This window comes from Sphingomonas sp. PP-CE-1G-424, assembly GCF_004341085.1.
Lineage (GTDB): Bacteria > Pseudomonadota > Alphaproteobacteria > Sphingomonadales > Sphingomonadaceae > Sphingomonas.
Genome location: NZ_SLXW01000006.1, coordinates 50,987 through 68,816, shown reverse-complemented (window position 1 = coordinate 68,816; position 17,830 = coordinate 50,987). Strand labels below are relative to the sequence as shown.

Genomic DNA, 17,830 nt, shown 5'->3' with positions numbered 1-17,830 from the left:
TGCTGTGATGCGCGTCAGAAAGGTGTCGCGCGGCCGGGCGCCGGCGTGCGAAAGTCGGGGATGGACATCGAAGAGCAGCTGCTCGCGGCATCGATCCGCGAGACGATACGCGGAGCCGACCGGGCGCTCGTGAAGTATTACCACGTCTGCGAGGGCAATCGCGAGGACAACGTCGAGGAGGGCGATCACGCGGATGAGCTGGCGGGGGCCGAGCAGTATCTCGAGTTCCTGATCGGGAAGGTCTTCCGCGACACGGCGGTGCTCGCCGAACGCATGTCCTTGCCAGGATACCGCAAGGAGGTGACGCGCGCCCGCAAGTCCTTCAAGCGCCTGACCGACACGGAGGTGACGCCGTGGGACGTGACCTTCCACAGCCCACCGCTGGCGTCGGCGAGGGCCATGTTCAACTCGATCGCCACGATGATCGAGGGGCGCGAGGTCACCGGCCTAGGCGTCTTCGAGACGATCCTCCAGAACACCCCCAAGATTATCGAGCGCAATGCCCTGATGCCGGATAACGAGGCCAAGGTCCGCGAGGCGGTGATGGACGTCCTGAGGCTCGCGTTCCGGGACGTAGTGCGCGAGGTCCCGATCCCGAAGAGCATCAAGACCTACCGGCCCGACATCGGCGTCCCTTCGCTGATGGCGGCTGCCGAATACAAGTTCATCGACACGAAGGAGGAGGCGAAGGCCGCGCTGGATGGGATCTACGCCGACATGCGCGGCTATGCCGGGCATCACGCTTGGCGCAGCTTCTACGCGGTGCTTTACATGACCGAGAACTTTTACAACCAAGCGGACGTGGACCACGAGTTCCGCCTGGCGAGGGCGGACGTGAACTGGACGCCGCTCGTGGTCGTCGGTCCCGGTGCGAGGAAGTCCAAGGCCGCCGGCTGAACTGCCGCCCCGCGGCCCAGCATCGCGTCCGATGCGGTCCGGGTCCGCGCTGCAGGACTTGTAAGTCGCGGTCGAATGTCCCCACATTCATCCGGTTAGCTTGACGACGACCCGACAACGAGGCGCCGATCCGGCAGAGGGAGATGAGTTGACGAGCTTCAGGTTCCTGCACGCTGCCGACGTCCAGTCCGCTCCACGGCCTGTCGAGATACGACGGCCTGCCCGTCGTCGAGATCCGCTCCGCGACCCGCTCGGCGTTCGATAACCTGGTGCGGTTCGCAATCGACGAGGCGGTCGACTTCGTCGTCATAGCTGGCGACCTGTTCGACGGCGACCCAGGACCTGTCCAGGCCCTTGTCGTAGATCCAGATCGACCGACGGCCCACGTCCGACGCGAAGTGGCGGAGCTGCGCCTGCGGCACGTAGTGGTACTTCCTTGACGGCTTGGCCTGCTTCGACATGGTCTGGACATAGGTCGTGCACGGTCTTGACCCAAGGCGGCGCCGGGCCGTGTATCCGGCGCCGCGATGCGCTACCCGGGTCGTATGTCCGACGATAACGCACAGACCATGGCTTGGTGAGCGTGGTCTTGCCGGTTGCCGTTCCAGCGGCGACGAGTATTTTGGCTCGCGTGGCAATGCCCTGGCGCAGAACGGCCGCATGCAGCGGAGCATCCGCACTGAGCGGATGAGTTGCGGTGGTTGGCGGCCGCGCTGCAGTAGCGTCATTCAGATAAGAGTTCGATTAGATTTGGTCCGAAGACGCTGTCGATGCCGGTATATCGACGGGCGTCGCGTAGGAATTTGGCGATCGCCTTATCGTCGTTCCTGATCTTGCGGGTGAGTTCGAGATGCATCGGCCCGGTCACCCATGAGATCGCATCAATTTCCACAGCCGTAGTTGCGCGGGTGCGGGCTGCGAAGGCGATGAGATGGTCCCCCATTGCGACCTTGTTCACGTATAGAAGTTCGTAGCTGCTATCGGGCGTGGCGCCTGTCGGCAGCGGGCTGGTGAAGGTGAACCCCGAGAGTTTGTCAGGGTCAAGTTTCATCGTCCGGATGGTCTTGAGGTCGGGAGCGGCCGCCAGCAGCTCGTCAGATGTTAGTTTCGTGCCCGGCGCCTGTGCGGCCGCCAAGACCCATTCCGCCGCCTCGGCCAGATCCGCCATGCGATCATGGCGTTCGGCCTCCGCCAAATCCGGCGTTGGATCCGTGCCACCCTTGAGTGGTGGCGGGCCGCCGGTCTTTTTGGTCTTGATCTCTATGACGAGAGCATCGCGGATGCACCAGGCGCCGAAGCGGTAAAATGTTGCCCAATCGGCCGCTGGTGCTCGGAGGTTGGCGAAGTCTCCCATCGCCGCGAAGAGAAGTCCGCCACCCTCATTTCCGTTCACATCGACACGGATCCTGAGCAGGCTGGTGCGGCACTCGGAGACAATCCGTTCGGGACCGGTAACAGTGCCAGGAACTCGAAAGAACTCTCCTTTCATCTCGAGCTTTTTGCCGTCCGGGCGGGTCGCGATGATCATGCAGCGGTCGGTCGGCCTTGGTGCGACTTTAAGTGTTTCCCAACCGCTGTCCTTCTCGGGAGGCGGAAACGGAGATTCGATTGTGATATCGAACCGGTTTTCAACCTGAGCGATATCTGCGACCTGAAGCGATCCAAGTCCAAGGAAGCCGTCGATCAGTTCGTCTTGGGTATTGGCTGTGACCGTCGTGCGAAACTGAATGCCCCCCTTTTTATAGCCAAGGCGCGCCAGTTGGCGCCGCTTCATGGTGGCATATGCGGTCATACCCTCTGGGATGCAGGCTTCCATAGCGCACTTGAGAGCCGCGCCGGTAACAGAGGGAAGAAGCTTTCCCCATTTCGTGGTCGTAGGTTCGAACGTAACCTCGCTCGGCCGCTTCCCTTCGGAACGTGCTTGGCGCAGACGTTTGAGGACCTCGAAAAGAAACGGCCCTTCGACATGGATGATGTGGGCCTTGATGATCTCCAAGGTCGGATCATCGACGTCAAACACGATGATGAAAGCGGGCCGTGCGTCCTTGGCGATATATTCGAACGTGCTCAGGTTGATCGATATCGTGCCGTTGCCCGACCAGACGGTCTTGGCCTGAATGTGGCATGCAAGCGGCTCGGGCCGGCTGTCGGCAGGAGCTGTCTCGTCGAGTGGCCACGTCACCACCGAGTCCCAACCGACGCGATCGCGATCGGGACTATTTGGTTTCAGGCGGGCGTCGAGCAGAAGCTCTGCGAGCCTCTTCTCTCCCTTGCCGCCAAGTTCATCGGAATCTAGTGGGCGAGTCATCGAGCCGATCTATCCACGCGTGCGAAACTGCCGCAAGTCCTCGAATCCACGTCTGAAGTTGCAGCCGCTTAATATCTGCGTACGCTGCCGAATAGGATCTCGGCGGGAGAAAGGGCGATCGGTGAGCAGATGGCCTGATTTGATCGCGGCCCGATGTCGAACCTACATCTCGTGCCATTTCTCCTCTAGCGTAGCGTGATGGTGAAGAAGCTCTCCCGCTATTTTTGGCCGCCCTTGCCTTCAAGGGCGGCGCGACCGGGCAGCTGCCCCTCCTCGAGCGGCCAGGGCATGCCCTTTGCAACATCCGGATGCCGGGGCTCGGTGTCGATTGCGCCATAGTCGCGACGGAGTTCCTCGATAAGCTCGAGGCAGTCCCTTGCCAGCGGACTCTGCGGTGACCCGTCTCTCATGATCGCAAAGAGCTGGCGGCGCAGCGATGCAAGATCGACCGGCAAGATCTCTTGGCTGCCGGTCATCCGCTCGGATGTCCGGTAGGAGAGAGCGCAGTTGCGCAGCGCCTCGGCGAGTATCCCGTCGAACGACCGTCCCCAGCTCGCGTAGCATTCGACCAAGAAGGGGACATTGTCTGGATCGTGCATCTTGGCGATGGCATGATCATAGACGCTGCGGGCCACGCCTTGACTGGACCGGTAGCGGGCGAGATACACATCGCGCAAGGTTGGGTTCCCTGCTAGCTTGCCGGCGAGCTTGTCGCCAAGGGACCAGATCGCATGGCTGTCAGCGTTGCGCACGATACTGCCGGCCTCAAGCAAGTCGCAGAACGCCGAGAACGCACTTCTTTCCGGGCGGTGGAGCACCGCGGCCTGCCAGGTGAAGTTCTGCTTGAGCGCAGGAAGCCGCTCGGCGAGATCGACCAGGCCGGTATCGCCGACGCCGGTCGGCGCCCAGCGCAATGCCTCGCACACTGCCTCGATATTGCGGTCACGCAGAAGAGCCGGTTCCAGAGCCGCAATGGCGTCGAACAATGCGTCGGGCCGGTCCGAGAAAGGAAACAGGGCGAGCCAACGCCCCAAGTCGCTCTGGTCATTGTCCAACAGCCAGCGCTCGCCTTCCGCCTGCTTGAGGAACGCCGCGAGACCAAGCCGGATCGGCTCTTCAGGAAGCGTCACTCCCGCCATCGCCAAGGCTGCCATAGCGTCGCGCTTGGCGAGGGGCGAAACTTCGGTATCCCGCAGGAGCCCCCGTATCGCAGGATGATCGGCATGGGGCATGCCAAGCATGACCTTTAACAGATACAGCGCTTGTTCGCGATCCGCGACCGACGCTCGCTCACCGGTCAAGCGTGAGATTGCATCGAACAGGGCCGCGGCCTCGGGTCCGGGCGATGGGTGGCCCTTCCCCGTGGCACTCGCTGCGAGCGTTGAAAAATCGGGCCAAGCCTGTCCGAATTTCTTCTCGGCCTCGTCGGTCCGATGCGCGAAGATCCGGCGCAGCGCCATCGCCGCGTCAGCACCGAAGCGCGGCGATACCAGATAGTGTGAGAGGATGCACACTACCCGTTGGCCGCCGATGGCGACGAAGGCCCGCGAGAATTGCATGCCGAAGGCCATTGAGAGATCGTTGCCATAGTTATAGCGCGACGGCCGCCCCCGGAACTGCTCCCAATCTCGCCGATACCGTTCGAGATCCTCGACCAACAACGCCTCGAGCGTCACGAGCAACTCCTCGCGAGGTACCCGCTCGATCGCGACAGCGAGTGCCGCTACCTGAGATCGGGTCGCGACGGGATTTCCGAGCAGGGCTTGTGCCCAGCCCTCGATCAAGGCGACCATCTGGAGCGCCTGTTCCTCGGTGAGAGCTAGCGGACGCACGTCCACGCCGCCGTGGTGTCGATTGATGATCTCGACGATGTCGTGGATATGCTGAGGATCCGTCTCCGCGGAGAAGGCGGTAAGGGCTTCGACTAGCGAGGCGACCGGGGATGCTGTGGCCCGCTCGACCGCGGCCCAATAGGCTTTGCGCCTTTGCTCTTTCTCCTCGGGAAGCGCCTCGCGACCGGCGAGCGCTTGGTCGATCAACTTTGTCACGGTGCCAGTACCCGCGAGGCGCGCCGCGGCCTTTGCGCCCTCGTCGTCCGGCGGGCTGTTCAACACCCGTTCGATCAACAACCCGTCATCGACCGGAGTCGTCCCCAAGAGCAGCGTCTCTGCCCGGAAGGGTAAGGGAAGACCTCCCTCCAGCCGGTCCACCATCGCGTCGGCCACTTCTTTGGGCCAGCGCGCCGCGAGGCGATCGGTCAAATGGTAGATACGCTCCGCACCGACCGGAAAAGCGGGGTCGGCAAGGATCTCCCGCACCCGGCCGGCATCTGTATCTCCTGCCTGTTCCAAAAGCGCATGTAGAAGGGCCACCGGATCGGCCAGAGCTGAACGCTGACCCGCGTTGATGGTTTTGAGACGGGCAACGACTTCGGGGTCGTCTATTCCGTCCCAATAGCCTCGGCCACCGGCCAAGTCCCAGACCTCGCTACCCGAGGCTCGCAGAATGCGAACGGCATGACGGCTGGCCGAGCGGAATTCGAGCGCCGAGAAGGTCTGTAGGCGGACGTCGGGGTCCGGGTCGCTTTCCGCGACTAAGGTAGCAAGTTCGATACCTTCCATGCCGCCGTTGCTGGCCAGCTCCTGAAGGATGTGCGACCTCACTTCGGGTAGGGCTTGCGCGATACGGTGCGCCGCGTCCTCCCCCAGCACCGAGGGTCGAAAACCGTTGCCTGCGCGAAGCGTCCGCAAATGGATCTGGCTATTCTGGTCCGTTATGAGCGGCCAGACAAAGTCGGCGAATTCGGGCCTGCCCGTCGTGATTATGAAATCGACGGCACGGTCGACCATGCCCGAAGCATGCCAAGCGGCCGCGAAATCCCTGATGGCAGGTCCCGCCATCGACCAGAATGCCTCCGGCGCCCGCGCGATGATCTCACCTGCGAGATCGGGGTCGAGCCGCAGAGCTTCGTTCACGAGCAGCGCCAGAAGCTGCAAGGCGTCGGCACTAGCGGAGGCGCTGATCCGCTCGACGGCGAACAACAGGGTCTCGTCCCAATGGCGCCAGTTCATGACGGTGCCACGTAGCCAAGTTAGCGCTGCCTCATCTCCATCGGCGGCTGATCGGATTGTCGCCTCTACGTCGCGCGAGGCGAACCATTCCTGGATCTGCTGGTGCTGAAACTGGAACATCATGCCGTCACCTGGCCGTTCCAGAAGATGCAGGTCGCTGAGAATCTCGAGCGCCCTACCAGGCTTGGGCGCGGCGCCAATCTGTCCTTGCCCCAACAGCGCTTGGCCGGTTTTTGACACGATCGCTCTCGCCCGCTCGGCCTCAAACAACACCCGCTGATCCTCCCGCATTGCGCGCGCCAACGCCTCGAGATAGCGGAACGCCATATCCTCCAGCTCTTCACGCAGGCTGTCGGCCCGGGCATCGTCTCGCGCTTGAGCACGAACATAACCCTCGAGTATCTCGTCCTTCGACCGCGGCAAAACAGCGCCGATCGCCCGGTCGAGTAGCGCAGTCAGGAAAAGCGGGATTGCAACGAGGTCGCGCAGACCTGCGACTCGCCATGCGGCGTCGAGCACGGCAACGCCTTCCTCACCGCGCATGCGCCGCACTGCTTCCAGTTGCTCGTCCTCACGTAGCGCCTCGATCTGGAATACCGGACCTTCGACGGGGCGGTCAGTGTGGGCGCGGGTGGCAACGACCAGCACCAGCAGCGGATATTCCCGGCGCAATTGCTGGAGCTGCAGTTTCAGCCGAAGCCGCTGCTTGGGATCGAGCTCGTTCCAGCCGTCCAGCAGCAGCACAAGCCGCCCTTCCGCGGCCAGTAGGCGTAGAGCGTCCAAGTCGAGATGCGCAAAGGGCGCGCGCGCGGTCAGCGACAGCAGGAGGTCTGCCTGCTGGGCGCCCCATTGCGCGAGCGGCACATAGATCGCCACCCGCCTACCGGCATCGAGCATGGTGCCGGCGAGCTGAATCATGGTCGTCGACTTTCCGGTCCCGGGCGCCGACGCGATGATGACATCGGTTGCGATCTCCAGCACGGCAGCGAAATTCGGGACCGCCGAATCCTCCTCGTCCACCCGCGAGGATCGAACCGACAGGTCGATTGGGGATGCCGGCCAGGTCCGAAGCGCCTTGAAGTCGGTGACATCGCGAAGCGCAGCCTTCCGCCAACTATCGACCGCGTCGTCGATCGGGGGCCCCTTTGTCGCGAGCGCGTCTTTCAGGACAAGGTAATCGTGCGCGATGATCTCCGGCTGGTATCTGATCGCCTTATCCAGATCGAGCGGCCTGCGGCCAAGTTGCTCGAACGATCGGGCCTCCGCGTCACGCTTCCAGTCCCGAAGCTTGGCTACGGTGAAATGAGTCGGGTCTGTGTCGATCCGGGTATGGCAATTGGCGCACAGCCAAAGGCCATTCTGCTCCGATGCCCGATCGATGGTGTCGATGTCGGGATCAAACCGGGGGCCGCCGGCAGCCGCCGCAGTGATATGGGCGGCGACACCGATATTGACGACGCCGTCGCCCTCGGCCCGGGCGCCCAAGGTGAAGGCCCGGCAATCCGGGCTAGAGCAGATATACGCCGCGCGCTTTGCGAGGTTCGTCTTGGTCGTCTGGGAAAAGGAATCTCTGACCGCCATGGAGACCGCATATCAGCGGTTGGACGCGACGCCGAGCGGTAAGGCAGGCAATCAAACGGACGAACATTGAAGCCCGGCACAGTCGCCGCTACCCCTGTAAGCGCACGCAAAGCCGAGGTCGGTCCTTGTCGAAAGAGCCTTATGATAGTGTCAGGCCCCACGTACCGGCAGACGTTCGGCGTCTCGTCCTGGTCGAGGCTGGCCACGCCTGCGCGCTGAGGGTCTGTGGCGAGACAACCTATGTCGAGCTTCACCACATCGACGAAAACCGGGAGAACAATGACCCCGGGAACCTCATCGCGCTGTGCGACATGCATCACAAAATGGCACATGATGGGAAGATCGATCGCAAGTCGCTCCGTCTTTACAAGGAGCGGCTTTCCGCAAGCCGGGAATCGGAAATTGTCGAGCGGCTCACGCGGTTGGAGACACAGTCCGAGATTGCTAGGTCGGACCTTCCGGTCGCTCAGAGCAGTGCCGAGCAGCCGACCGACGCCGGCATTCGCAAGATCGCGGCCCGGCGCTGGCAGGTCCAGGCATTCGCGCTGAGCCAAGTGGCGATCACCAGATTTGAGAAGGAGGCCGGAGTCTATTTCGAGCGACACGTCGAGCTTGTGGCAGGCGAGAAGCGCCTAGTTCTCGACGGACTCAAGCAATTCCAGGACGATCAGGCCGATATCGTCGTCGACTTCGTCTATGTCAGGAAGGCGTATTTGGATGCGCCCGCTTATGGGAATTGGCTGCAGGAAAAGCTTGAAGTCTATGAGTTGATGACCGGCCGGCGAGCCAGCGGCGTGCTGCTGGCCGTGGTTGGGAAGGACGCCATGTTAGAGGAAGCGGCGATCCCGGAAATTCGCTCGAGTGTGTGCGATGTCGAGGACGTGACGCTTCGAGTCTATTCCTGCGGCCAGCTTGGCTTTCACCCCGGGCCGATCAGTGCCTCTTTGTTTTGACCGTTCTCATCTGCCGGAAGGGGTTGCCCATGGAGCGGCAGGAGCCAAGGCTGCACTGGCCTCCTTTACGCGACCCGGAGCCTGCGGATGAGGCATGATCCGCTCCGGCCGGCGATCGACGAGGCGGTTCCGATCGTCGAGAGGCGCTTCTCGCTGTTGTTCAGCGACACGCCGGCTGCGCTTGAGCTGGTGAGAGCGGGACTGAAGTTCAAAGGCGCCAAGGACATCGAGGGCCCGCTGGGCCTGTTCTCGAAGATGAACATGTTCTCCGAGGAGTTGCTCGAGGCGATGGTTTCGGGCGGGGAATCCTACAAGCCCGCCGCCGTCGCCTTCATCTGGGAGCGGCTGGTTGCCGCGCGGCTGGTTCGCAGGTCTTTCGGCTCAAGTTGGCGCGCCGTCGTCGACCACCAGTTCGACCTTATCCGTATCCTCGGGCACTTACGCGACGATACGTTTCGCAACCTCTTTTCAGCCCCGGGCGAGCTTGCCGGGCGCTACGCTTCCGCCCTGCTGGCGGTCGACGTGAGGAAGGCGGATGGCGCAGAGGCGCGAGGATCCGGTTTTTTAATCGAGCAGGACGAGCGGCCCTGGCTTGTGACTTGCCGTCACAACGTCGATCCGGCTGACGAGGTAGTGGACGTCAGAATCTCGGACGTGAAGGGCGCGCCGGTGGCCATAGAGGCTCCAATCCTCTCGCCTGACCATGACATCGCCCTTTACCGCGTCACCGGTCCAGTCGGGCCGGCGTTCAGGTTTACCACCGATGTGGCGATGTTCGATGAAGTCTTCACTCTGGGCTATCCAAGCATTCCAGGAGCGCAATCCCTCGTGGTGGGGCATCGCGGCGAAGTGAACGGCTTGGCCGATCTTTATCTGCAGCGGACGCCCGCGCTGCTCATCTCGAACCTCGTTGCGCCGGGCAGCAGCGGTTGCCCGGTCCTGCTCGGGGACGGACATTGCGTCGGAATGACCATGCGATGGCTCGAGGGTCAGTATGACAACGATAGGCTGCGCTACTCGGCCGCACTGCCGGCCTCGGTAATAGTCGATTTCATAAAGGCGATCGCCGGGCGCGGCTAATAGTAGAGCCTTCGAGATCGGAATAGAGGCAGGACGCGTCAGCCAAGCTTCCGCGTATGCAGCCGTCTGACCGGTCTAATGGGTCGCGTCCGGTCCTGACGATAGCTGCCATTTGCTACAGTCGCGGCGAATGGCAGCAAAGTCCCACTTTTTGCCGTTCTTTGTCCTCGACACGTCGCTTACGGTGTGCGGATCAGTCTACATGAATGAACGACCGAAGCTCGGAAGTGGGCAGAGCGGCCTGAACGTCCAGTTGTGGGTCGTCAGTATGAGCATGCGACGGGCAGGGGTCCCGCTTGCGTCCGTCCAGCAAGGGTGACATCCTCGTTCAGGGGGACGTTGCGATGCTAACACCCATTCTTCTATTGGCGGCCGTACTGGGACAGGGCGACGTGCCGCCGGTTCCGGGCCTTTGCTCTGCGCCCGTGCCGGCTGATCGGGAGACGCCCGGCTGCTACCAGACCAGCCAGATCGACCTCGGCGACGTCCGCTCCGAGCTATACTGGCAGATCTACCAGTTTCCGACCGAGACGGTCGCGACCGCCGAGGCCGCCCGACATCGCTGGTCGACCGTCGCACGGGCCCATTCCAGATTTTGACTGTACGTGCTTGGCGGAGTGTCCGAGCCGGTCAGGGGTGGCTTCAAACGCGCGACGATCGGTCCCCTTTACCCACCGGCCGGACCGGTTACTGCGCACTTCTCGGAGGCGATCTTCCCACCCGGGATGCAGACGCGCGTTCACTCTCATCCCGGTCCAGAAGCCTTCTACGTTGTCGAGGGGGAGCAGTGTATGGAGACGCCCACTGACAAGCGGCGCATCACGGCTGGTGGCACCTATGTAGTCGAGCGCGGACCCCACATCCAGGCGGCACCGACGGGACGACGCAACCTTGTTTTGATCCTTTCTCCGAAGGGTCAGCCTGCGGTGATCCCGGGCGGTGACTGGCGACCGACGGGCTTCTGCAAGCCGTCGACGCCTTGATGCTATCTGGCCGCCAATCGTCAGCAGGAGCGGCTCTGACGCTTGCTGCGGGCGCACTCGCCCTAGTTGTTGCCGTCCCTGGCGAGTACGCTTGGGGTCAGGCAACCTCACGGTCGTGCGGTGCTGAAGAGACGGTCGGCCCGGCCTGCCTGCTGGCTCACCAGGAGCTGCCGCGGCTGCCGTCGGGGCCGCTATACTGGCACCTCGACCAGTTTGCATCTAAGGCGGATGCCCGGGCCGCGGCGAAGCCGACAAGTACGATCGTCGACGCGTTCGGCACGGTCTGGCTGTTCACCATCGAACGCAAAAACTGGCGAGCGAAGCGCGGTCGCCCCGCCGCCGTCATCGGGCCGTTATCCGTGAAAAGCGGGCCGACGTTGGCCGCAGACTATCTGCGATCGATATTCAGCCCTGGCATGACCGCCCCGGTCCACGTCCACTCGGGACCAGAGGCATTCTTTGCATTTACTGGCGACACCTGTTTGGAGACGCCAGAGGGAACGCAGGTCGGCCGCGGACCGGGCAATTCGCTAAAGATCAGAGCGGGGCCGCCCATGCTGCTCATGGCTATCGGCAAAAAGCAACGACGCGGTTTTGCGCTCATCCTGCATGAAGCCACCAAATCGCCAACCACCTTGACCCAGCAGTGGCGACCCCCAGGCTCCTGTGCACGGCTGCTGGCCCTCGACCAAGCTCGGTAGCCGCTAAACCGTTGCTTATCCGTCATGCCGTTGAGTATGCGCGAGGCGGTGGTCCAAGCCGGAAGTTCTAACAGTGAACGAATGGCAGGTTCTTGGCGATGCTCGATCTCTGATGGACGTCCGAGATTGGGTCACCCCGGTCCACCCCAAATGCCGTGATCTTGTTTCAGCCGAAGAACGCTGCACGCAGCGGCAGCATTGCAGCCCCTATCGCCGCCGCGTCCTCGGTGAGCGTCGAGGGGACGATCCGGGCGGCGGGGCGATGGTGGCCGCGACGTGCCGGGTTGGTCAGGCGAATCCGCGCAGCGATCCGTTCGGCCAGCGCAGGGGGCAGGCGACCGCCAAGTACGATCAGGTTCGGGTCGAGCGTTGCCGAGATCGCCGACGCCACCAGGTTGAGCGAGGGCGTGCACGCGTCGAGCCAGCCGTCGATCGCGGGATCGTGCGGGTCAAATCCGGCCAGCATCGCGTGGAGATCGGGATAGTCGCGGCAGTGCTGCTCGACGAGGAACCGGCGCAACGACTCCAGATTGGGCTGGGGCCAGCCCTCGGGCAGGATCGACGCGAACTCGCCCGCGTTGCCGTGGGTGCCGCGCATCGGCATCCCGTCAGCGACCACGCCGCCGCCGAACCCGGCCGCGAAATACAGATAGGCAAAGTCGCGCGCGTCGCGGCCCGCACCCAACATCATCTCGCCGACCGCTGCGACGTTCCCGTCATTGTCGATCCACACCGGTCCACCCAGTCGCTCGGCGAGCATGGTGTCGAGCGGAACCAGCGCCCACGGGTCGAGCTGTGCGGGTGGATTTAACCGCGCGCCATCGCCGATGAAATAGCCGGTGACGCCGATCCCGATGCCGACGCGACGTGCAAGGTCGAGGGCGGCGGTCGTCGCCGCGGTGTCGATCATTGCCGCGATCTGCTGCGCGGCGACGTCCAGGTCGACGCTTGCAAGCGGTGCGGTCGCGCGGCCGACGACCGCACCTGACAGATCGAGCAGGACCAGCGCCACCGAATCTGTGGTCACCGACACGCCGACCGAGAAGGCCGCGTCCGCGACGATCGCCAGCCGCGTGCTCGGCTTGCCGACGCCCATCGGCTGCGGAGTGCCTTCGCGCACGAGCCCGCGGTCGAGCAATGGCTCGACCAGCCGCGTGATCGAATGCGGCGCGAGACCCGTTAGCCGCGCGAGATCAGCGCGCGAGGCCGGGCCTTGCCGATGAAGCAGATCCATCACCACGCGTTCGTTCGCGGTCGCGGTCCGCTTGCCGTCGTCGCGCAGGAAGTGTGCGGGGAAGTCGCCCGCCATGATGCCGCTCATCGCCGCGACAAGAAGGCCTACGAGACCGAAGTCAAGCGCGGCCACAGCATCAGGGCTGCCGCCAGACACGCCAGCGCGACGAGCATCGCAAACCAGGCGAATAGGCCCGGCGCGAACGATGGCGCGCGGCCGAGTCCGGTAGCGAGCGCCAGCCCCGCTCCGCCAAGCGCCAGCTTCGAGGCCATCGTATAGATCCCGTAGCCCTTCGCCCCGCGCGCCAGCGCCGGCAGCAGCGCCCAGCCGATGAGGTTCGTCACCCCCATCGCCAGCCCCAGAGTGAGCAGTGCAGGCGCGGCGATGCTCAACGCGACGGCGATCGCGACCAGGGCCGCAACCAGATACGCGATACCGAGCAACCTTAGGCCCATCCGTGCGTCCGCGATCCGCAGTGGCACCAGTGCCGACAGGGTACGCCCGGCGGTCAGCATCAGGAGCATCGTCGCCGCATCGATCGGCGCTGTTCCCGCGAAAACCGGGACGTGCAGCACCGCCTTGGCCAGCGCGCCCAGCGCGACGATCCCGGTCACGCTGGCGATCAGGAACGGCCATGGCAGCGCAAGCCGCCCGTCGCCGCTTTGCGCTGGCGGCGGCGGGATCAATGGCAGGCGCGCGAGCAACGGCACCAGCAGCATGCCGATCATGAATGCCGTTGCCGACAAGGTCCACAGGACCGGCCCGATGGTGCGGGCGGTGGCGATCTCGTGTGCGCAATACGCCACAACCGCACCGGCCAGCCCGGTGCCGATCGTCCGCCCGCGCGATAGCCAGGTCGCCTGCCTCGGTTCGGGTGCGAGCCGCGCCATCAGTGCATTGTGTGGGACGTCATACCCCGCATAGGCGATGCGGAAGACCAGCATCGCCGCCAGCACTGCGAAACCGCCATGCGGTGCTAGCAGCATGGTCGCAGGGAAGCTCGCCGCGCTCACCGCCAGCGCCGCCGTCGCCAGCATCGCACCGTGCCGGGGGTGGCGATCGAGCCACACGCCTACGCCGAGATCGGCGACGGCGTTGGCGCCGAGCGCGAAGAGGAACAGCGTGCCCGCGACAACCGGATCGATCCGGTAGAGCGTGACGAGCACGTACAACGTCAACAGGTCGCTAGCCGCCCACAACAGGCTCTTTCCGAAATGCGCCGCGCAATATGCAACCCAGGCGTATCGTCGAGACGCGCCACCGAGCGTCACCGTATCCAGCGCACCTTGTACAGATGCATGCCCGTCACCGGCACGCGCGCGGGGGCGCTGCCATCGGCGCGCGCGATCGTGAAGCCGTTCGCCCACCAACTTTCCTCCGCCTGTACCCAGGCCAGTCGTCCGCCGGCCGCGCTGACCGCTTTCACGCGCAGCTTCGGGTTGAGCGCTGCGAACGCGGTAAAGCTGGTTGCGACTGGATCGGTCAATCCGGGATCGAACGTCCAGACGCCGTCGTCGGTGGTGACCAGATAGCGGCCATCGGCGCGTCGCGACAGGTCATGGCCGTCGCGTCGTCCCGGCAGCGTCCACCGCGCCGCCTCGCTCAGCGTCGGTGCCGCCTTGGTGCCGCCGACCGTGTAGGCCTGGATCAGATCGTGCGAGAGCGCGAAGAGCTGTCGGCGATCGGCATCCCAGACCGCGCCGTGCCCCGAGGGCAACGGCACATGGAGCAACGGCGTCTCGCTACGGGTCCGGTCGTAGAGTTCCAGCCGGTCGCCCGCCCGGTGGATCGAAAGCGCCACGGCGATGCGGCCGCCGGGCAGGAGGTCGGCGGAATGCGCCATCGGCGCGGTCGCGCGGAACGTGACGCGGCCGGTCGCCCGGTCGATCAGCACGACCCCGCCGGTCGACGCGGTGACGAGGATCGCGCGACCGCCGTCGACCGGCTTGCAGTCGTCGATATGCGCCAACAAGGTCGTGCGGTACGCCGCGGGCAGATCGCGTGCCGACGCCGCGGTCCAGCGCCACGATTCGGACGCCGTATTCCCCTCGAAGCGGTATTCGCGAACCTGGTCGTCGCCGCACGCATACAGCCTGTCCGCGGCGGTTGCGGGGTGCGCCAGCGCCGCGGCGGCGATCGCCGTCATGCTCGAAATCCAGATCATCATGCTTCTCCGACGGAACCGATTGCCAAAATATAGCGCGACGTCATAGATATGTCACCTATAGTGATTAATCCAAGCGGCACGACGATGCCGAATCCCAGGGGGGAATGCCATGAAGACCGTGACACTGTTGCGCAGCCTGTTGCTGCTATCCGCCGCACTGCCAGCCGCCGCGCTCGCCCAGAGCCTGCCCGCGCCCGCACCGGCGCCGGCTCCCGAGACGCCCGCATCCGACACCGATGGCGAGATCGTGGTGACCGGCGCACGTCTCCAGGCGGTCCGCGAGATCGAGGCGAAGCGCAAGATTTCGGTCATCTCCGACAGCATCAGCTCGGACGAGATCGGCACGCTCCCCGATTTCGGGCTCGGCGAGGCGTTGCAGCGCGTTCCCGGCGTGTCGACGATCCAGAACAATGCGCGCGGCGAAGCACAGTTCCTGTCGATCCGCGGCCTCAACGCGGACTATAACCTCGTCCAGATCGACGGCGTCACGCTGCCCGCCAACGAGATCGGCCGGCGCAACGTCTCGCTCGATGTGATCCCGTCGTCGCTCGCCAGCCGGGTCGAGGTCTACAAGTCGGTGACCGCGGCGATGAACGGCAACGCGATCGGCGGCATCGCCAATCTGCGCACCCGCAGCGCGTTCGACGGCAACGGCAAGCCGTTCGTCGGCGGACGCTTCGACATCGGCAGATATGATTTCGAGCGCACCCGCGGCAAGGAAACGCCATCGGGTCAGACCGAACTCGTCGCTTCCACCACCTTCGGCCCCGAGCACAAGTTCGGTGCGGTCGTCTCGGGCAGCTACTTCCGCCGCGATTCCGCGTCGCTCAATTCGGCCAGCGACAATTATCTGTATTTCGATCCGACCACCGGGGCCCGTCTCACCTCCCCCGCCAACGACGTATCGAACGCCTTCGTCGCGCCCGACCGGCGGCGCTGGCTACATTATGACAACGTCCGCCAGCGTTACGGCGTGTTCGGCAAGCTAGAATTCAACGATCACAAGATGTTCGCGGCCGCACTGACGCTGGCCGATTTCCGCCATACCAACGACGAGGAGCGCCAGTCGAATCTCGTCGTCGCCAATACCGCGGTGACCGCCGCGACCAATCGCTACACCAATTTCAGCGCCGTCACGGCGAGTGGCGGCACCGTCTCGAACGCCAATGCGCAGGTCGACCTGGTGAACTACTATCAGACCCGGCGCATGCGCTACGCCGATTTCCACGCCGACCTGACGCCGGGCGACCATATCCGTGCCGATTTCGGGGTGAACTATGCGGCCGCCACCTATCGCCAGGATGCGCGGCTCTCGACCTACCGGATCGCGAACACCAACAGCCTCGGCTACACCTATGCGATTACGCCGGGCAGCTTCACCTATTTCAACTTCGCGCAGCCCGGCTATGTCGCCGGCGCGTCCAATTATCGCCAGTTCGAATACGGTACCAACAGCGATGACAACCGTGAGACTGCGTTGACCGCGCGCGGCAATATCGGCGTCAACATGGAGGCCGACGATCGCGGGTTCGGCGTCGCGGCAGGCGGCTATGCGCGGTTCCTCGATCGCCGCTATGATTTCCAGGTCGACAATTACCGCACCAACGCGACCTCGAACTATCTGTTGAGCGCGGTGCTCTCGCCCGACAGCTACATGCCGTATGATGGCCGGGGCCAGGCTCTGTTGCTGATCGATCCCGACGCGGCCCGCGCTGCGTTCGACGCGACGCGCAGCGGCTTCACCGCCAATCCGACCAACATCGGGGGCAGCCTTCAGTCCGATTACACCCTGACCGAGGACATCTACGCCGGCTATGCGATGATGCGGTACGCGCTCGACAGCGCACGGCTCAGCGCGGGCGTCCGCTACGAGGATACCCGCCTGTCGACCGGGTCGTTCGCGTTGCGCGGCACGACCTATACCTATGGCCAGCAGGACCAGCATTACCGCAACTGGCTGCCGTCCGCGCAGTTCGACTGGGACCTGACCGGCAAGCTCCGGTTCCGCGCCGCGTACAGCCGCACGCTCGGCCGCCCCAATTACGACGATCTTGCCGCGCGCGAGACGGTCAACGTCAACAGCTCGACCGGCGCGATCAGCATTACCTCGGGCAACCCGACGCTGAAGGCGCGGCGCTCGGACAATTACGACCTCAGCCTCGAATATTACGTCAACCGCGACATCCTGTTTTCGGGCGCGCTGTTTCAGAAGGACATCGCCAACGAGATCGTGACCGTGCGCAACCAGGCGACCGAGCTGTTCGACGGCACGCAACAGCTGGTCACGCGCATCCGCCCGGTCAACACCAACGCCAGCAAAGTGCGCGGGCTCGAGCTGAACGCAGTCGTCGCACGGATGCGGTTCCTGCCGGGGCCGCTCGACGGACTCGGTTTCTCGGCCAACCTGACGTTGCTCGATCCGACCCCACCCTCGGTGACGCTGGCGGACGGCGTGACGCGGCGTCGGCTGTCGGGGCTGTTCGAAAGCGCGAACACGGTGGCCAACGTGAAGCTGTTCTACACCACCGGCCCGCTGACGCTGCAGAGTGCGTGGAACCACCTGTCGCCGATCCTCTATTCGGTCTCGACCTCCGATCCGCTCGGTGATCGGCGCTACGCCACCAGCGACCTGTTCGACGCGCAGGTGCGGCTGATCGTCAACCGCCATCTGACCGTCGTGGCACAGGGCAAGAACCTGACGAATTTCCGCCCACAGCGGCTGTTCGGCCCCGGTTTCGGCCTGCTGCGTGAGGAGATCGACAATGGCCGAGCGTTCTATGTCGGCGCACTGGTCCGCTACTAACGGGGCCGGGTGCCGGTCGCCGAGGATATCAACAAAACCGACTTGTCGTCGT

11 protein-coding genes and 1 pseudogene are annotated in these 17,830 nt (G+C 64.2%); 7 read left to right on the top strand and 5 right to left on the bottom strand.

What is annotated here, in order from left to right; all coding sequences use genetic code 11:
- The first annotated feature begins 60 nt into the window (after positions 1-60).
- Both C8J43_RS17645 and C8J43_RS22405 read left to right on the top strand, forming a co-directional pair.
- Positions 61-897: a hypothetical protein gene (locus tag C8J43_RS17645; protein WP_133032030.1), complete on the top strand. Its 837-nt coding sequence runs from the start codon at positions 61-63 to the stop codon at positions 895-897.
- 148 nt (positions 898-1,045) lie between these two features.
- Positions 1,046-1,232 (top strand): annotated as a pseudogene (locus C8J43_RS22405) (DNA repair exonuclease); the annotation flags it as partial.
- Between the two features lie 389 nt (positions 1,233-1,621).
- Here the strand turns inward: C8J43_RS22405 and C8J43_RS17635 are convergent.
- Both C8J43_RS17635 and C8J43_RS17630 read right to left on the bottom strand, forming a co-directional pair.
- A complete protein-coding gene (locus tag C8J43_RS17635) occupies positions 1,622-3,205 on the bottom strand; it encodes a hypothetical protein (protein WP_133032029.1) in 1,584 nt (527 codons plus the stop codon).
- A 218-nt stretch (positions 3,206-3,423) separates the two neighbouring features.
- Entirely contained in the window at positions 3,424-7,857 is a 4,434-nt protein-coding gene (locus C8J43_RS17630; protein WP_133032028.1) for a hypothetical protein, read from the bottom strand.
- A 125-nt stretch (positions 7,858-7,982) separates the two neighbouring features.
- On the opposite strand from C8J43_RS17630, the gene C8J43_RS17625 reads away from it, so the two are divergent.
- The 4 genes from C8J43_RS17625 (at position 7,983) to C8J43_RS17610 (ending at position 11,574) form a co-directional block, all read left to right on the top strand.
- Entirely contained in the window at positions 7,983-8,810 is an 828-nt protein-coding gene (locus C8J43_RS17625) for an HNH endonuclease signature motif containing protein (protein WP_133032027.1), read from the top strand.
- Positions 8,811-8,897: 87 nt separating this feature from the next.
- Positions 8,898-9,890 carry a serine protease gene (locus C8J43_RS17620; protein WP_133032026.1) on the top strand — a complete coding sequence of 331 codons (993 nt, stop codon included), beginning with the start codon at positions 8,898-8,900 and terminating at the stop codon, positions 9,888-9,890.
- A 344-nt stretch (positions 9,891-10,234) separates the two neighbouring features.
- Entirely contained in the window at positions 10,235-10,489 is a 255-nt protein-coding gene (locus C8J43_RS17615; RefSeq protein ID WP_133032025.1) for a hypothetical protein, read from the top strand.
- A gap of 383 nt (positions 10,490-10,872) precedes the next feature.
- Positions 10,873-11,574 (top strand): hypothetical protein, encoded by a 702-nt coding sequence (locus tag C8J43_RS17610; protein ID WP_133032024.1) that lies wholly within the window; start codon positions 10,873-10,875, stop codon positions 11,572-11,574.
- Between the two features lie 166 nt (positions 11,575-11,740).
- Here the strand turns inward: C8J43_RS17610 and C8J43_RS17605 are convergent, their stop codons facing one another.
- The 3 genes from C8J43_RS17605 to C8J43_RS17595 all read right to left on the bottom strand — a co-directional run bounded on the left by C8J43_RS17605 (position 11,741) and on the right by C8J43_RS17595 (position 14,972).
- A complete protein-coding gene (locus C8J43_RS17605; protein WP_243645658.1) occupies positions 11,741-12,940 on the bottom strand; it encodes an ROK family transcriptional regulator in 1,200 nt (399 codons plus the stop codon).
- Positions 12,913-13,986 (bottom strand): hypothetical protein, encoded by a 1,074-nt coding sequence (locus C8J43_RS17600; protein WP_133032023.1) that lies wholly within the window; start codon positions 13,984-13,986, stop codon positions 12,913-12,915. Before C8J43_RS17600 ends, C8J43_RS17605 begins: the two co-directional genes overlap by 28 nt.
- An 89-nt stretch (positions 13,987-14,075) precedes the next feature.
- Positions 14,076-14,972, bottom strand: a complete 897-nt coding sequence (locus tag C8J43_RS17595; RefSeq protein ID WP_243645657.1) for a DUF6528 family protein — start codon at positions 14,970-14,972, stop codon at positions 14,076-14,078.
- A gap of 112 nt (positions 14,973-15,084) precedes the next feature.
- Here C8J43_RS17595 and C8J43_RS17590 point away from each other — a divergent pair, with 112 nt between their 5' ends.
- The gene (locus C8J43_RS17590; protein ID WP_133032021.1) at positions 15,085-17,778 is read left to right on the top strand and encodes a TonB-dependent receptor; all 2,694 of its coding nucleotides are present in this window, start codon (positions 15,085-15,087) and stop codon (positions 17,776-17,778) included.
- Positions 17,779-17,830: the final 52 nt, after the last annotated feature.

What these genes read in the sequence shown, in the direction of transcription:
- C8J43_RS17645 (WP_133032030.1), top strand. Translation starts at nt 61, where the DNA reads ATGGACATCGAAGAGCAGCTGCTCGCGGCATCGATCCGCGAGACGATA.
- C8J43_RS17635 (WP_133032029.1), bottom strand. Translation starts at nt 3,205, where the DNA reads ATGACTCGCCCACTAGATTCCGATGAACTTGGCGGCAAGGGAGAGAAG.
- C8J43_RS17630 (WP_133032028.1), bottom strand. Translation starts at nt 7,857, where the DNA reads ATGGCGGTCAGAGATTCCTTTTCCCAGACGACCAAGACGAACCTCGCA.
- C8J43_RS17620 (WP_133032026.1), top strand. Translation starts at nt 8,898, where the DNA reads ATGAGGCATGATCCGCTCCGGCCGGCGATCGACGAGGCGGTTCCGATC.
- C8J43_RS17615 (WP_133032025.1), top strand. Translation starts at nt 10,235, where the DNA reads ATGCTAACACCCATTCTTCTATTGGCGGCCGTACTGGGACAGGGCGAC.
- C8J43_RS17610 (WP_133032024.1), top strand. Translation starts at nt 10,873, where the DNA reads ATGCTATCTGGCCGCCAATCGTCAGCAGGAGCGGCTCTGACGCTTGCT.
- C8J43_RS17595 (WP_243645657.1), bottom strand. Translation starts at nt 14,972, where the DNA reads ATGATCTGGATTTCGAGCATGACGGCGATCGCCGCCGCGGCGCTGGCG.
- C8J43_RS17590 (WP_133032021.1), top strand. Translation starts at nt 15,085, where the DNA reads ATGAAGACCGTGACACTGTTGCGCAGCCTGTTGCTGCTATCCGCCGCA.